Annotated in this window: 14 protein-coding genes and 1 tRNA gene; 7 read left to right on the top strand and 8 right to left on the bottom strand. The window is 39.4% G+C overall.

Annotated features, from left to right (window positions below; translation table 11 throughout):
* Window positions 1-141: 141 nt before the first annotated feature.
* Complete coding sequence (locus tag RFH42_RS14805; RefSeq protein ID WP_308976567.1) at window positions 142-1512, bottom strand: dihydrolipoyl dehydrogenase; 1371 nt, start codon at window positions 1510-1512, stop codon at window positions 142-144.
* Between the two features lie 368 nt (window positions 1513-1880).
* The gene (locus tag RFH42_RS14800; protein ID WP_308976566.1) at window positions 1881-2216 is read right to left on the bottom strand and encodes a TIGR01244 family sulfur transferase; all 336 of its coding nucleotides are present in this window, start codon (window positions 2214-2216) and stop codon (window positions 1881-1883) included.
* A 124-nt stretch (window positions 2217-2340) separates the two neighbouring features.
* Here RFH42_RS14800 and RFH42_RS14795 point away from each other — a divergent pair, with 124 nt between their 5' ends.
* Genes RFH42_RS14795 through RFH42_RS14785 form a run of 3 tightly spaced genes read left to right on the top strand, consistent with a single transcriptional unit; the run spans window position 2341 to window position 4099 of the window.
* Window positions 2341-3237 (top strand): alpha/beta hydrolase, encoded by an 897-nt coding sequence (locus tag RFH42_RS14795; protein WP_308976565.1) that lies wholly within the window; start codon window positions 2341-2343, stop codon window positions 3235-3237.
* Window positions 3238-3675 carry a thioredoxin TrxC gene (trxC, locus tag RFH42_RS14790; protein ID WP_308976564.1) on the top strand — a complete coding sequence of 146 codons (438 nt, stop codon included), beginning with the start codon at window positions 3238-3240 and terminating at the stop codon, window positions 3673-3675.
* Between the two features lie 19 nt (window positions 3676-3694).
* Window positions 3695-4099, top strand: coding sequence for an acyl-CoA thioesterase (locus RFH42_RS14785; protein WP_374990782.1), 405 nt, complete (start codon window positions 3695-3697; stop codon window positions 4097-4099).
* Window positions 4100-4150: 51 nt separating this feature from the next.
* On the opposite strand, the gene RFH42_RS14780 is transcribed toward RFH42_RS14785, so the two are convergent.
* Window positions 4151-4645 (bottom strand): DUF4442 domain-containing protein, encoded by a 495-nt coding sequence (locus RFH42_RS14780; RefSeq protein WP_308976561.1) that lies wholly within the window; start codon window positions 4643-4645, stop codon window positions 4151-4153.
* 36 nt (window positions 4646-4681) lie between these two features.
* Entirely contained in the window at window positions 4682-5170 is a 489-nt protein-coding gene (locus RFH42_RS14775; RefSeq protein ID WP_308976559.1) for a YajQ family cyclic di-GMP-binding protein, read from the bottom strand.
* A 92-nt stretch (window positions 5171-5262) separates the two neighbouring features.
* Here RFH42_RS14775 and RFH42_RS14770 point away from each other — a divergent pair, with 92 nt between their 5' ends.
* On the top strand, window positions 5263-5577 hold the full coding sequence (locus tag RFH42_RS14770; protein WP_308976557.1) for a rhodanese-like domain-containing protein: 315 nt from the start codon (window positions 5263-5265) through the stop codon (window positions 5575-5577).
* Window positions 5578-5767: 190 nt separating this feature from the next.
* Here the strand turns inward: RFH42_RS14770 and queA are convergent, their stop codons facing one another.
* Complete coding sequence (gene queA / locus RFH42_RS14765; protein WP_308976556.1) at window positions 5768-6799, bottom strand: tRNA preQ1(34) S-adenosylmethionine ribosyltransferase-isomerase QueA; 1032 nt, start codon at window positions 6797-6799, stop codon at window positions 5768-5770.
* Window positions 6800-6982: 183 nt separating this feature from the next.
* On the opposite strand from queA, the gene RFH42_RS14760 reads away from it, so the two are divergent.
* Window positions 6983-7069: transfer RNA gene (locus RFH42_RS14760), tRNA-Leu, on the top strand.
* 87 nt (window positions 7070-7156) lie between these two features.
* On the opposite strand, the gene RFH42_RS14755 is transcribed toward RFH42_RS14760, so the two are convergent.
* On the bottom strand, window positions 7157-7951 hold the full coding sequence (locus tag RFH42_RS14755; RefSeq protein WP_308976553.1) for an aminoglycoside adenylyltransferase domain-containing protein: 795 nt from the start codon (window positions 7949-7951) through the stop codon (window positions 7157-7159).
* Window positions 7952-8095: 144 nt separating this feature from the next.
* Between RFH42_RS14755 and RFH42_RS14750 the strand changes: the two genes are divergently transcribed.
* Window positions 8096-8557 carry a hypothetical protein gene (locus tag RFH42_RS14750; protein WP_308976552.1) on the top strand — a complete coding sequence of 154 codons (462 nt, stop codon included), beginning with the start codon at window positions 8096-8098 and terminating at the stop codon, window positions 8555-8557.
* Between the two features lie 49 nt (window positions 8558-8606).
* On the opposite strand, the gene RFH42_RS14745 is transcribed toward RFH42_RS14750, so the two are convergent.
* Together RFH42_RS14745 and paaZ are read right to left on the bottom strand one after the other, a co-directional pair.
* Window positions 8607-10844 carry an NADP-dependent isocitrate dehydrogenase gene (locus RFH42_RS14745; RefSeq protein ID WP_308976551.1) on the bottom strand — a complete coding sequence of 746 codons (2238 nt, stop codon included), beginning with the start codon at window positions 10842-10844 and terminating at the stop codon, window positions 8607-8609.
* Window positions 10845-11365: 521 nt separating this feature from the next.
* Complete coding sequence (gene paaZ, locus RFH42_RS14740; RefSeq protein ID WP_308976550.1) at window positions 11366-13480, bottom strand: phenylacetic acid degradation bifunctional protein PaaZ; 2115 nt, start codon at window positions 13478-13480, stop codon at window positions 11366-11368.
* A 266-nt stretch (window positions 13481-13746) separates the two neighbouring features.
* Between paaZ and paaA the strand changes: the two genes are divergently transcribed.
* Entirely contained in the window at window positions 13747-14682 is a 936-nt protein-coding gene (gene paaA / locus RFH42_RS14735; RefSeq protein ID WP_308976549.1) for a 1,2-phenylacetyl-CoA epoxidase subunit PaaA, read from the top strand.
* The last annotated feature ends 11 nt before the right edge of the window (window positions 14683-14693 follow it).

The raw sequence follows: 14693 nt of genomic DNA, 5'->3' as shown, positions 1-14693 counted from the left end.
GAGTAAGTCATCGCCAGCTCATTATTCTAAAATCCCCCAGCTTAACGCTGGGGGATTTTTTTTATTGGGGGAAAATATAATCTCTCAAATAGCGCTAAAAATATCCCCTCAACATGTGTATGTGGAGGGGAAAATTGGTTATTAAAGCTGTTTTAAGGCATGTACTAATGCGCTCCTGAGGCCTTCTTCTAAGGTTGGATGATAAAAAGGTTTTGCAAGAATCTCATCAATGCTAATTCCTTCAGCAATGATCCATGAAAGCATATGTGCCATATGTTCAGCTGATTCTACAAAGAGCTCAGCACCGAGCAGTTTTCTACTTTTTAAGTCAACATAAACCTCTACAGCACCTTTATTTTTACCTAATACTGTAGCACGGCCTTGACGCTCAAAGGAAACTTTTCCTGTGACAAAAAGCTTATGATTTTGCAGAAGTTGTTTATGGCTGAGACCAGCTATAGCCATTTCAGGAGAACTAAAGACAATGGCTAAAGGGCTAGGAACCTGAATGGCTTGAACATTTGGAAAATTTAAGCAATTTTGAATAATATTACGTCCATCAGTCGCTGCAATATGCTGAATCGGATTAAGTGTATGTGCATCACCAATTACAAAGATTGGGTAACTTCCGAGTTGTTTGGTTGCATCATCAATGGGTAAGTGAGCTAGGTCTGCAAACGCAGGATCAACCTGTTCAAGTTGTAGGTGACTAAGTAGACTACGACGCCCAGTTGCAGAGAGTACATAATCAACTTCAAGTGTATGCTCTTGATCATTTTGGGTGAATTCTAAATGTACCTTGTTGTTATTTAAGCGAACATTTTCAGGTAACACTTTAAAGCGAATATCAAGTTCTTGGCTTAATACATCTTGAGCAAGCTGTTGTAATTCGGGGCTAGTCAGGGCTCCAACTTTTGCACTTCGAGCAAATAGGGTGGTTTGGACACCTAAACGTGTCATTGCTTGGGCAAGTTCAATGGCAATAACACCGCTACCAATAACAGCCATAGATTTAGGAAGTTCTGGTAATTCAAAGATATCGTCAGATGTTATGAGACGATCTTGAAGTATATTTTTCCAATTTGTATCGTAATTTGGTGTAGAACCAACAGCAAGAATAAAGGATTTGGCCTGAAAATGCTGTCCATCAGCTTCAACCGTATTTGCGTCAATAAACTTTGCTTGTGCAGATATTTTATGGGCGGCATCCCAGCGTTCAACATCACGTATTGTTGCTGCTGTAAATTGATCACGTAATTTACGAACATGCTGCATTACTTGTGATGTATCAACGTCTTGGCTTGTAGATAAGGCAACTTCATCAGCATGTTGGATGTCATACATGCGATTTGCAGAAGAAATTAGCACTTTACTTGGCATGCAACCAACACGAGCACAGGTTGTATCCCAGGGTCCTTGATTGATGATCAAAATATTTTGCGTATGTTTGATTGCTTCTTTATAGGCACTAATTCCGGCTGTGCCTGCACCAATGATAATAATATCGTACATTGTTCAACCTTATGCTGTGATTGCTTTAATAAAGTAAGTAGAGAAGAAAGAAAATATACTGGTCAAGCTTAAAGTTAATGCACTGCTGAACCCATACTCACCCCTACAGTTGGGCGTACATTCATTGAACTACAGGCAGAAATTAAAATGAGTGTTGTTAGAATGATCATTAACTTTTTCATATGCTTAGACTCCATTAGTGATAAAGACTTTAAATCATATATTTATTTTGATTGTTGGAGATCAGTTACTAAAATAATTTAGGCATATAAATAAGCAGATTAAATTGACCAAACTCGTTATTGTAATTTGGTCTTTTGGTTTTAAACACGGGCTTATTTATATGCCGAATGTTTTAAGTTAGATGATTAGTCATCTAATAAATCCATTTGTTTTGCAATCTGATATAAATTATTAGAGCGATTACCAGTACGACAAAACATCAGGATTGGTTTAGGTAGGCTATTGTAATGGTTGGCAAAGGCTCGAACATCTACCTCAGTAATTTGCCCAGCTATAATTGGTTGAAAAACATAATCTAAACCAGCTTGATGAGCAGCTTCTTCGATTTGAGCACTGCTTGGTTGTTCTGAACCACCTTCAAAGTCTGGTCGATTATTTATGATCGATTTAAAGCCTTTTTCAACTACTTGATTGATATGCTCAGGTCCAATTTGACCTGCAAAACCGACGGATTCACTCATTTTTTACAAACCATTATGTTAAAAATTCTAAGTTGGTATCATAGCACTAAGCAGGGATTTCAGTAGATATGCTTGTGAAAAATTCTAAAAGGGATGTATCCAATGATATGCTTATGGAGAAACGATGTACGCTTATACAGTAGAGCCGCTCTATATACAAAGCGGTAAGGATGTCATCGCCGCTGATTTTTATCGACCTAAAAATATTAAAAAACCAGCAATCATTGTGATGGCACATGGTTTTGCTGCATTAAGACAATTTAAATTAGTTGCTTTTGCACAGCGTTTTGCACAAGCTGGCTATGCTGTTGTTTTATTTGATTATCGTTATTGGGGAGGGAGTACAGGTACTCCACGTGAATTGGTTTCTCTAGATGAGCAACTAAATGATTGGAAAACAGTCATCCAATATCTACAGTCACAAAAAGCATTAAGTACGAGAAAAATAGTTTTGTGGGGTACATCTCTAAGTGGTGGATATGTCCTAAGTTTGGCTGCTGAACTTAAGCGTATACATGCTGTAATTGCCCAAATACCTTATGTTGATGGTGCTGAAACAGTTAAAAATTACCCAATACAATATTTGCCAAGAACTCTCAAGTTATCGAGTCAAGATTATATGGGGGCAAAAGTTGGTCTCGCTGCAAAGACAATACCCGTCGTAAGTGCCCATTCATTGTGTATAATGCCAACCAAAGATTGTTATCAAGGTTTCAAGTCAATTCTTCACGCTGATTATTATTGGAGTGGTGAAGTCCCAGCTCGTGTGTTCTTTAACTTAATTCGTTATAGACCCATGACTAGTCTACGTAAAATCAATATTCCTGTGTTATTTATTGCTGCTAAGCAAGATAGTTGGATTCCAATAGAATCTAGCCGCGAAGCCGCAACCAATATTGCCCCTTTTGTTGATTATTATGAATGGGATATGGCACATTTTGATATTTATCATGGGCAATGGTTGGAAAAAGCCATCTCGACCCAATTAGAGTTTTTATATCAGCATATTGGAGTGAGTTAAATGATCATTGTATGTCCTTCATGTCTTGCTAAAAATCGAGTTCCTGAACAACAACTTCAAGCAAATCCAGCTTGTGGTCAGTGTAAAGAAGCACTCATTCGCTTAGCCCCAATCACGTTAAATGAAAATAATTTTAGCCAAATTATTCAAAATAGTGATTTACCTATTTTGATCGATTTGTGGGCTGAATGGTGTAACCCTTGTAAAATGATGGCACCGCATTTTGAGGCAGTGGCAAAGGGTTATCCTAATGTAATTTTTGCCAAAATTGATACTGAGAACAATCCTCGCCTCAGTCAGGCTTTTAATATTCGTAGTATTCCAACTTTAGTTCTTATGAACAAAACAACCGAGGTTGCTCGTGTCAGTGGCGCTTTGCGATCTCAACAGTTAAAACAATGGCTAGATCAACAGCTAGCAGCAAACACGTGGAGTTAATGTGTCAGATTCTCATCTAATGCCAGAAGGAACTTTATCGCTTCAAACCATCGCTATGCCAGCAGACACCAACTGGAGTGGTGATGTTTTTGGTGGATGGATTGTGTCGCAAATGGATTTGGCAGGAGCAATTCACGCAGAGCGTTTTAGTCAAGGACGCTGTGCAACGATTTCGATTAATCAGATGAATTTTTTAGTTCCAGTTAAAGTCGGAAATGTGGTGAGTTGTTATACAAAAATTTTGCATGTGGGGAATACCTCAATTCAGATGCAAATTGAAGTATGGGAAAGTCATGATCGCTCACGCGCCCCAATTCAAGTCACAGAAGGGGTGTTTACTTTTGTTGCTGTAGATAGTAATGGTTCGAAACGCCCAATACCTGCTGAGGTTAAGCAGCAATTTTTAGAAGCACAAGCTGTCTAAATGAAAAACCCCAAAAATTATTTTTGGGGTTTTTGTTTTAATGAGTAGAGATTATTTTTTACGCTTTGGTAACCAAGCCCAAAGCATTTGACATTGAATGGGTTCATTACCAGCATCGTCTATAACGGTAACCGGTATGAGAAGTTCACCTTTTTCATTGTCTAAAATAAATTGTTGCTGCTCTGAACTTAAGTTTGCTGTGGCGGTGAGTCCACCATTGGCAACCTTTAAGTAATCAACATGTAAGGATTTAATTAATAAGATTCGTTCATCGGGAACATGTAACCCAGTCAAAAAGCCTGTTGCAGTTTCTGCTAAAAGTGCCATAGCCGCAGCATGTACGCCTTTAATATGGTTTTGCATATTACGCTGATTTTCAATGCGAACTTTAACATGATCTGCATCTACTTCTAGATAGCGAATGTTGGCGGTACCGACCATTGGAACAACTCGACCAAAAGCTTTACTCCACAGCGTGCTGCGAATACCTTTTGGGAATTTTGAGGTTGCTTTAACCAATTTGGACAAACGATTGGACTGTGTCATAGAGATGATTCCCATCAATGAGCGAAATCTAAGTGATTAATCTTTAAAGTTGTTGAATTGTAGGGGAACACCAAACTGTTGCTCTTTCAAAAATGCCATGATTTGTTGCAAAGTATCACGCTTTTTATCTGTGACTCGAATTTTATCACCCTGAATAGAAGACTGCACTTTAACACCGCTTTCTTTAATGGCTTTATTAATTTTTTTTGCAGTATCTGAGTCAAGACCATCTTTAAGTTTGATGACTTGTACTACATTTTTGCCCGAGGCAGTCATTTTTTGTGGATCAAGAGCTTGAATATCTACTTTACGTTTAAAAAAGTGGTTTTCAAGCATGCTATAGACTTGTTCACATTGGAAATCGCTTTCGGTACTGATTTTGATTTCTTTAGCTTTTTCATTAAGTTCAATAGAAACATCTTGACCACGGAAATCAAAACGGGTCGCAATCTCTTTTTGTGTGTTTTGAACGGCATGATTTACTTCAAAAACTTCTAATTCAGATACAATATCGAAAGATGGCATGGTTTAGACCTTTACAAATGGAAAGAATATCTGAGATGCTAAGGGCGGTTTCTTCTTTTGCCAAGTGTTTGTTTACATCAAAGGAGTATGTAATGATCCGTAAACAAGAAATTACCACATTTGAGTTCCCAGAAAATGCTGTTATTTGGGATGTTCGTGATGTAAAAGCTTTTTCTGAAGGACATATTCAGGGGGCTGTTAATCAGCCGATTGATCATCTTGATGAGGAATGTCTAACTCAAGTGTCATCGGATCAGACGATTTATATTTTATGTGGTGGTGGTAGTAAAGCACCACGCGCAGCTGAAAAATTAGAAAGTTTGGATAGTTCAAGAGATTATGTTGTATTAATGGGGGGGACTCGTGCTGCCCGTGATGCAGGCTTAACTCTGATTGAAGGTGCTTAGGTATTTCTACCCTTCCAAACAAATGAAGCGAACAGGTTGTTCGCTTCATGTTAAATAAGAAAATAAACAAGAATAAAAGCCAATTAGACCAGATTACAATGAAACTTCATTTTTAAGTACTGAGCTTTGATAAACAATTCACTTAATCAATAATGTGCATTTTGCTCTAAATAGCCGTTTACTGCGTATTTTAGGCTCGATCAACCAACATGGCATCACCATAGCTAAAGAAACGATATCGTTGCTCTACGGCGTGCTTATAAGCATTGAGCACATGGTTTTGACTGGTAAGTGCAGAAACTAACATGAGTAAAGTAGATTCAGGCAAGTGAAAGTTGGTAATTAGGCGGTCAACCACACAAAATTGATAACCAGGATAGATAAAGATTTGTGTATCACCAGTCCATGCGCCAATTTTGCCATGACAGGCTTGAGCCGCACTTTCAAGCGCACGGGTGGCTGTGGTGCCTACAGCAATGATTTTGTTACCACGATTTTGCGCTGCTTTAATTTTTTCCACTGTATCTTCAGTAACTTCACACCATTCACTATGCATGATGTGGTTTTCAATATCTGTAGTACGTACAGGAAGGAATGTGCCAGCACCAACATGTAAAGTGACAAATGCTGTTTCTACACCTTTTTCAGCAAGTGCTTGTAGTAAGGCTTGGTCAAAGTGCAAACTTGCAGTGGGAGCTGCAACACTGGCTAGTTTTTCTGGATTATTAAAAACAGTTTGATAGCGAACAGTATCAATTTCTTCAGCTTCACGATTAAAGTAGGGTGGAATGGGTAACTGCCCATATTGATCGAGTACCTGTAAAATAGGCTGCGAAAACTCAACAATAAATAAATTTTCATGACGACCCATTACGGTAACTGGTACTTGGTCTGGGCCAATAAATAATTCTGCGCCTGCTTTAGGTGAGTTACTTGCTTTAATATGGCAATGGGCTGTTGTTTGATTAAAAATACGTTCAACCAGTAGTTCAACGGAGCCACCTGTAGCACGCTTCCCCTTAAGACGAGCTTTCATGACCTTAGTGTCGTTGAGGATGAGCAGATCGCCTGCTGTAAATTGCTCCAAAATGTCTACAAAATGTAAATCCTGATACGTACCATCAGCAGCTAAATGGAGTAAACGTGAAGCGCTACGATTGTCTAGAGGATAACGAGCAATTAATTCATCAGGGAGATCGAAACGAAAATCAGAGAGTTGCATGAGCAGGAAGGAACATCAATAAAATAAGTGCCAGTATAAGCTTTTTTATGTATTTTCGCCTATTTTGCTGCTTTGTTAAACAAAGAAAAATTTTTTGCTTTAAAAATATTCAATTGTAAAAACTTGTCGTTGACAAGGAAATAATTTCCGCTATCATACGCTACATAACGAAGCACACACCTTCCCGAGGTGGTGAAATTGGTAGACGCGGCGGACTCAAAATCCGCTGTCAGAGATGACGTGTCGGTTCGAGTCCGACCCTCGGGACCATATTAAGAATCATGAGATTCTGTAAACAACCCCAAGCATATTAAGTCTTGGGGTTTTTTATTGCCTAAATTTTAAGTTTGGAAAAAATTATACGCCCTCAAACAGTAGGGGATGTATATGCTGTTGTAGAGCAATGACAATTTTCTCTAGTTCAGGATGTAGCTTAGACCAGTTTTGTTCATCTCCTTGTGCTGTGTATTCATTGATCATGAGCTGTAACAAGGCTTGATTGTCTTGATCTAAAAACTGTAAACACCACATTGCAGCAATATCTTTAGCGGCAATGGTTTTTTTGTTGAGTGTATAGGCTATACGGCATAGTGCTAAGATTTGATTGCGCTCATCTTGATCATCTTTCCAGTGTGCAATGATATGCGGATAGATATCTCGTATAGCATCTTTGATCTGTTTATGATTGATACTGGGAAGCCAAAGGTTGAGATTTGGCCCAAGAATAGCGACATGGTGTAATTGCGCTTGTTTAAGTAAGATACTGAGGTCTGGGTCGTATTGACTACTTAATTGTGCGCCATTAAGTAGCTCATCTCTTAACCATTCTCCATATTGAAGTTGATATTGGTAAGGTGGATGAAGTGTGGTGATACTTTCTTTGTCGAGTATCGTAACTTCTAAAGCGCGAGCTGAAGCGTGACCGATTGGAACGGAGATTTGTAAAAGGTCTTTTGCTATTCGTTCTCGTTCAATGGTTGTTATTGAGCGTTCAATAATGACTAAAATATCGAGATCACTTTTGTGCTTTAAGCCGCCACAAACATATGAACCATATAAGTAAATCGCATAGAGTTGCTCTTGGAATACTTGCTGTAAGAGTTGTTTAACAGATTCAACTTGATACTTTTCATCATACTTTAAGTATTGCATACAGATACTCATGTAATAAACGGATCGGCCAAAGTATATCTTCATTACTAAGTAATCGCTTATGATAAAAATTAAATATGCTGGTTAAATAACATATTATATTTACATGATTTTTATAAAAATGTGGGGAAGGGTGCTGAAGCAATGAAATCCATTATCTTGTTCTTTGGCTTGCTGATGAGCGGCTATCTATTTGCACAACCAGCAGTAAAATTTGATCATACTGGCATACAAAAAGGTGCTTATACAGAGACTTGTTATCATAATCCTTGCTCGGTAGCTCGGGTGCAGTCTTTTAAGCAACTTAAACAGACTCACACGCAGTCAAATATTGAACTGACTTTAATTGGTGGATCTAAAGCTTGGGAGAGCCAAAAGATTGACTGGAACAAACAGCCACATAAGGTACAGGTGTTTTGTTCAATTACTCATCCGATGGTGCAGGTGGGGCGTCAAAAGACTTTACTGCCAATTAATGATGGGTTTGGTGTGCCAGGTGCACTGATGGTTGATGCGGAATTGTATTTACAAGCCTGCCATAATTTTCATAGTTCGGTACAGAAAGCAGCTGAAATATATGGGTATGATGTCAAAGATGAAGAATAAAAAAACGGTGCCTAAGCACCGTTTTTTATCAATTTTATACTAAAACAAATTAAGCTTTAGCTGCTGCAAGTGCTGCATTAAATGTTGCACTTGGACGCATTACGGCACTGATTTTGTCTTGGTCAGCAAGATAGTAACCACCGATATCGGCAGGTTTTCCTTGTACTTGAGCAAGTTCAGCAACGATTTTGTCTTCGTCTGCATCTAATTCTTTAGCAAGTTTAGCGAATTGTGCTTTAAGTTCAGCATCTTGGTCTTGCGCTGCAAGTTCTTCAGCCCAGTATTTAGCTAGGTAAAAGTGGCTGCCACGGTTATCAAGTTCACCAGTACGACGAGAAGGTGATTTGTCGTTGTCTAGAAGTTTACCTGTTGCTGCATCAAGTGTAGTTGCAAGTAACTTCGCACGTGGGTTGTTTTCTTTGATGCCAAGCTCTTCTAAAGAAACTGCAAGTGCAAGGAATTCACCTAAAGAGTCCCAACGTAAGTGGTTTTCTTCAACAAGTTGCTGTACGTGTTTAGGCGCAGAACCACCAGCACCAGTTTCGTACATGCCACCACCTGCCATTAATGGCACGATAGAAAGCATTTTTGCAGAAGTACCTAATTCCATGATTGGGAACAAGTCAGTGAGGTAGTCACGTAAAATGTTACCTGTCACTGAAATAGTGTCTAGACCACGAGCAACACGTTCTAGCGTGTAACGCATTGCACGAACTTGTGACATGATTTGAATGTCAAGGCCAGTTGTATCGTGCTCTTTGAGGTATTCTTGAACTTTCTTGATCAATTCATTTTCGTGTGGACGGTATGGGTCAAGCCAGAAGATTGCAGGCATGCCTGAATTACGTGCACGAGTAACAGCAAGTTTTACCCAGTCACGAATTGGTGCATCTTTCACCTGACACATACGCCAGATATCGCCTTCTTCAACTGGTTGAGTCATTAATACTTCACCAGTATCGATATCAGTGATGTTTGCTTGACCAGCTTCAGTAATTTCGAAAGTTTTGTCGTGTGAACCGTATTCTTCAGCTTTTTGAGCCATTAGACCAACGTTTGGTACTGTACCCATTGTACGTGGGTCAAAGTTACCATTCCATTTACAGAAGTTGATCATTTCTTGGTAAATACGTGCGAAAGTAGATTCTGGCATAACTGCTTTACAGTCATATTGTTTGCCATCGGCACCCCACATTTTACCACCACCACGAATCATCGCAGGCATAGATGCATCAACAATAATGTCGTTTGGTGAATGGAAGTTGGTAATGCCTTTAGCAGAGTCAACCATTGCAAGCGCTGGACGATGTTCTTGACAAGCGTGAAGGTCACGGATGATTTCGTCACGTTGTGATTCTGGTAAAGTTGCGATTTTTTCGTATAACACAGACATACCGTTATTTACGTTAATGCCGAGTTCATCGAAAAGTTTACCGTGTTTTTCAAAAGCGTCTTTATAGTAGATTTTTACACAGTGACCAAAAACGATTGGATGTGAAACTTTCATCATGGTCGCTTTAACGTGTAAAGAGAACAAGATACCTGCTTCACGACAATCATCAAGTTCTTTTTCATAGAAGTCGCATAGTGCTTTCTTGCTCATGAACATAGAATCGATGATTTCACCATCAAGCAATGCAACCTTAGGTTTAAGTACAATGCTCTCACCACTATTGGTGATTAATTCCATTTTTACATTACGCGCACGGTCAAGTGTCATTGACTTTTCGCCGTGATAGAAATCACCATGATCCATGTGAGAAACGTGAGTTTGTGACCACTGTTTCCATTCGCTCATAGAATGAGGATGTTTCTTAGCGTAATTTTTTACTGCAGTTGGTGCACGACGATCAGAGTTTCCTTCACGAAGTACTGGGTTAACTGCTGAACCTAAGCATTTGCCATAACGTGCCTTGATGGCAGCTTCTTCATCAGTTGTTGGATTTTCTGGGTAGTTCGGAATTGCAAAACCTTTTGCTTGCAGTTCTTTAATACATGCAGTTAACTGACCAACAGAAGCGCTGATGTTTGGAAGTTTAATAATATTGGTATCTGGATCTTGTGTAAGGCGACCAAGCTCAGCGAGGTTGTTCGGTACCTTTTGCTCATCGCTGAGGCAGTCCGCGAATTCAGCGAGCACGCGAGAGGCTACTGAGATGTCAGTTTTGACGATCTCTACGCCAGCCGGCTGAGTAAAGGTCTCGATGATAGGCAGTAGCGAGTATGTCGCTAACAATGGCGCCTCGTCGGTCAGTGTGTAAATGATTGTTGACTTTCCACCAGCCATATATAGCCCCTTGCTTGTGATTGAATTTTTTGAGGTTGAGGTGGTAACTCAAACCTCTGCGTACTGGTTTGCTTTAGCAAAACATTGGAAGTATCGGCCTTCATTGCATCACAGTCAATGATATATCTTTCCTTATTACTATTTGGCGAAAAATAAAGCAAAATTGTCATTTTTTTTACCTTTATATTGGTTTTAAAATCTCGTTATTTTTTAATTTGATATTGGTCTTTAATGACTATATAGCCCTGCATTGGGGAAAATTACGGGGTTGAAAATGATGGTTTTTTAATCATATAAATCGGTATTTTTTAGTAATTTAAATCGCACTTTTATTTGTACTAAATGGCAGTAAAAAACACCATTTTTATTCGATTTATCCTCTAAATTATGGGTATATTTTATTGCTTGAATTGATAACAAAGTGTTGTCAGTTTTGCATTATTATTTTTAGCTACTGTTTAATAAGTTAAATGGATATTGCAAAAGGCAGCCCATGCTTTGATGTGCTGCCTTGATGTGGTTTATTGTTCGGTTGCACGTTCAACTAAGGTTAAGATGTCGTAAGTTGCAACGAGTTCATTGCGTTGGTTTTTGACTTTTATGTCCCAAACGACAACTCCATGCGGTGCTTGGCTTGGGTCCTTTTGCGGTTTTGGTGTTTTTTGCTTACAAGTGAGTTCAACTTGAATTGAGTCACCAATTTTGACAGGCTCAACAAAGCGTAGGTTGTCCATACCATAATTTGCAATAACTGGACCTTTCGGGGCATCTACAAATAAACCAGCCGCTGCTGAAACAATAAAGTAGCCATGTGCAACGCGTTCGCCAAAGAATGTTTCTGCTGCTGCAATCTTATCGGTGTGAGCATAAAAATGATCTCCACTCAAACAAGCAAAATTGACTACATCTGCTTCAGTGACTGTGCGCCGTGCAGTAAGTAAGCGTTCTCCAATAACCAGTTCGTCAAAACTCTTTTTAAATGGATGAACACGATCTTCATTGATGTGTGCGCCTACAGTCCAAGCATGAGTGACTTGAGTTAAGGTGTTTGGGGAGCCTTGTATTGCAGTACGTTGCATATAGTGTTTGACCGCACGAATGCCACCGAGTTCTTCACCACCTCCAGCACGACCAGGGCCACCATGTACTAAGTGAGGTAGAGGAGAGCCATGACCGGTGCTTTCTTTGGCAGATTCTTGATCTAAAATATGTAAACGGCCATGCCAAGCAGCAATTTTTGCTACGATATTTTCAATATTGGCATCATTGTCTTTAACGATGGAGGCAACCAGACTGCCTTCACCACGTGCAACTAAGTCTCCAAGCTCATCAATAGAATGATAAGGCATTAGGGTGCAGACTGGACCAAAAGCCTCTGTGTTATGGACATATTGAGCTTGTGCTGGTTTGTGACAGACTAATAATGTTGGTGGATAAAATGCACCTTGTTCAGGATGGGCTGCGTTGAACTCAAAGTTTGCTTGGTGACCACCAAAAATAATGTCTGCATCTTGAGCGAGTTGTTCGACCTTCTCGGTCACATCGTGTTTTTGTTTGAGGCTGGCCAATGCACCCATACTGGTGTTTTCTCGTGTAGGGTCACCAGTAATCACTTTGCTGAGTTTAGCGATCAGTTTTTCTTGAACCTGCGACAATAATTGTTGTGGAACAAAGGCACGACGAATAGCTGTACATTTTTGTCCTGCTTTTGTGGTCATTTCACGTAATACTTCACGCACAAATAAATCAACAGTGGCCTCAGAGGAGTCAGGGGCTAAAATTGCACTGTTGACAGAGTCTGCTTCCATGCTAAAGGGAATCGAGTTTTTGTTGAGGTTGGGGTGCTGGCGCAATTGTTGGCCCGTATGGGCTGAGCCAGTAAAAGTGACACAATCTTGAGGACCGAGATAATCGAATAAATCAGCTGTTTGACCACAGATGAGTTGTAATGCGCCATTAGGCAAAAGTTCACTTTCAACAATGGCTTGTACTACAGCTTGAGTCAGTTGAGCACCATCTGTTGCTGGTTTGACTACACACGGGACTCCTGCCAACAGCGTGGGTGCAATTTTTTCTAACATGCCCCAGATTGGGAAGTTAAAAGCATTGATGTGTACTGCAACGCCAGCTTTAGGAGACAAAATATGTTTGGCGCCAAAGCTATTGTGTTTGGAAAGTTGAATCCAGCTGTCTTCAGTGATAATTTTTTCATCGCTGAGTTCGCGACGTACCATACTAGAATAAGCAAATAAGGTTTGAATACCACCCTCAATATCAATCCAGGCATCCTTTCGTGTTGCACCCGTTGCTGTTGCTAGTGCGTAAAAGTGTTCCTTTTTCTCTAATAATATTTGTGCAATTTGTTTTAAGGCATTGGCACGTTGATGAAAAGTCCATTGTGCAATAGCTGAACCTTGTTGTTTGCCATAAGTGAGAACTTTTTGCATGTCTATGCCTTGGCTTGATACAAGGTAAATCTCTTCACCACTTACGGCATGATAAACCGATCTAAAGTCTGTATTGGCCTTATGCCAAGTACCATAAACATAAGATGGAAGGATGGTCATTGCTGATGATGAATCTTGTTGCTGAGGTTGTAACTGAGAAGATCCATTTTCGTGAGTATGCTCAAGCATAATCAGGCTCCATTTGTGATTCAGAAAAAAATTATTATGATAAATAGTGATACATATAATCTATAAAAAAATCAATAATGTCTATCTGTAAATTAATTTATCAAACTTCATTCTTGTTTTTTTAATTAAAATAATCATAATTAACAATAGTTTAATTTATGTTTTTGCTTTGTTTATTTTATGATACGTAAAAATTAGTTGACATTTAAATTTGTGTATCGAAAAATAAAGAAAGTGCTTGGATATCAAAATAAGGGAGTGGTGGTATGGAAAGCCAGTTTGAAAAATTTAATGACAGCATTGCTAATGAAATCACGATAGAAGCTAAAGATCAGATGCCAGATGGCTATCGTAAGACATTGATTCGTCAAATTGGTCAACATGGCCATTCGGAAATTATCGGGATGTTACCTGAAGGGAACTGGATTACCCGTGCACCTACTTTGCGTCGTAAAGCAGTGTTATTGGCTAAAGTGCAAGATGAGGCAGGACATGGCCTATATTTATACAGTGCAGCAGAAACTTTGGGTGCCGACCGTGATGACATGATGGATAAGTTAATTGCAGGCAAGATGAAGTATTCATCCATTTTTAATTATCCAACCCTGACATGGGCAGATGTTGCTGCAATTGGTTGGTTGGTTGATGGGGCTGCAATTGTAAACCAAGTAGCACTTTGCCGAACGTCTTATGGTCCTTATGCACGCGCCATGGTTCGTATTTGTAAAGAGGAAAGTTTTCATCAGCGTCAAGGGTTTGAAGCCATGATGGCTTTAGCCAAAGGTACAGCAGAGCAAAAGCAAATGGCTCAAGATGCTGTAAACCGCTATTGGTGGCCAGCATTGATGATGTTTGGTCCAAGTGATGATAATTCACCTAACAGTGCACAGAGCATGGCTTGGAAAATTAAGCGCTTTAGTAATGATGAGTTACGTCAAAAATTTGTTGATAACACTGTCCCTCAAATGCAAATGATTGGCCTTGAAGTGCCTGACCCTGATTTACGTTTTAATCAAGATACTGGACATTATGAGTTTGGTGAAATCAATTGGACTGAGTTTTTTGATGTGATTGAAGGCCGTGGCCCATGTAATCATGAACGTATTTCTGCGCGTAAAAAAGCTTGGGAAGGTGGTCGATGGGTACGTGAAGCTGCAGCTGTTTATGCCAAGAAACAACAAGCACAAATGAAAGTTGCCTAATTAGGATGAAC

The organism is Acinetobacter rudis, from assembly GCF_031157835.1.
Classification (GTDB): Bacteria; Pseudomonadota; Gammaproteobacteria; order Pseudomonadales; family Moraxellaceae; genus Acinetobacter; species Acinetobacter rudis_A.
Note: the sequence above shows the minus strand (reverse complement) of the source record. Positions and strands in the feature narration are given on the sequence as shown.

What these genes read in the sequence shown, in the direction of transcription:
- RFH42_RS14775 (WP_308976559.1), bottom strand. Translation starts at nt 5,170, where the DNA reads ATGCCATCTTTCGATATTGTATCTGAATTAGAAGTTTTTGAAGTAAAT.
- queA (WP_308976556.1), bottom strand. Translation starts at nt 6,799, where the DNA reads ATGCAACTCTCTGATTTTCGTTTCGATCTCCCTGATGAATTAATTGCT.
- paaZ (WP_308976550.1), bottom strand. Translation starts at nt 13,480, where the DNA reads ATGCTTGAGCATACTCACGAAAATGGATCTTCTCAGTTACAACCTCAG.
- RFH42_RS14755 (WP_308976553.1), bottom strand. Translation starts at nt 7,951, where the DNA reads ATGCAATACTTAAAGTATGATGAAAAGTATCAAGTTGAATCTGTTAAA.
- RFH42_RS14805 (WP_308976567.1), bottom strand. Translation starts at nt 1,512, where the DNA reads ATGTACGATATTATTATCATTGGTGCAGGCACAGCCGGAATTAGTGCC.
- paaA (WP_308976549.1), top strand. Translation starts at nt 13,747, where the DNA reads ATGGAAAGCCAGTTTGAAAAATTTAATGACAGCATTGCTAATGAAATC.
- RFH42_RS14800 (WP_308976566.1), bottom strand. Translation starts at nt 2,216, where the DNA reads ATGAGTGAATCCGTCGGTTTTGCAGGTCAAATTGGACCTGAGCATATC.
- RFH42_RS14780 (WP_308976561.1), bottom strand. Translation starts at nt 4,645, where the DNA reads ATGACACAGTCCAATCGTTTGTCCAAATTGGTTAAAGCAACCTCAAAA.
- RFH42_RS14785 (WP_374990782.1), top strand. Translation starts at nt 3,695, where the DNA reads ATGCCAGAAGGAACTTTATCGCTTCAAACCATCGCTATGCCAGCAGAC.
- RFH42_RS14750 (WP_308976552.1), top strand. Translation starts at nt 8,096, where the DNA reads ATGAAATCCATTATCTTGTTCTTTGGCTTGCTGATGAGCGGCTATCTA.
- RFH42_RS14745 (WP_308976551.1), bottom strand. Translation starts at nt 10,844, where the DNA reads ATGGCTGGTGGAAAGTCAACAATCATTTACACACTGACCGACGAGGCG.
- RFH42_RS14795 (WP_308976565.1), top strand. Translation starts at nt 2,341, where the DNA reads ATGTACGCTTATACAGTAGAGCCGCTCTATATACAAAGCGGTAAGGAT.
- RFH42_RS14770 (WP_308976557.1), top strand. Translation starts at nt 5,263, where the DNA reads ATGATCCGTAAACAAGAAATTACCACATTTGAGTTCCCAGAAAATGCT.
- trxC (WP_308976564.1), top strand. Translation starts at nt 3,238, where the DNA reads ATGATCATTGTATGTCCTTCATGTCTTGCTAAAAATCGAGTTCCTGAA.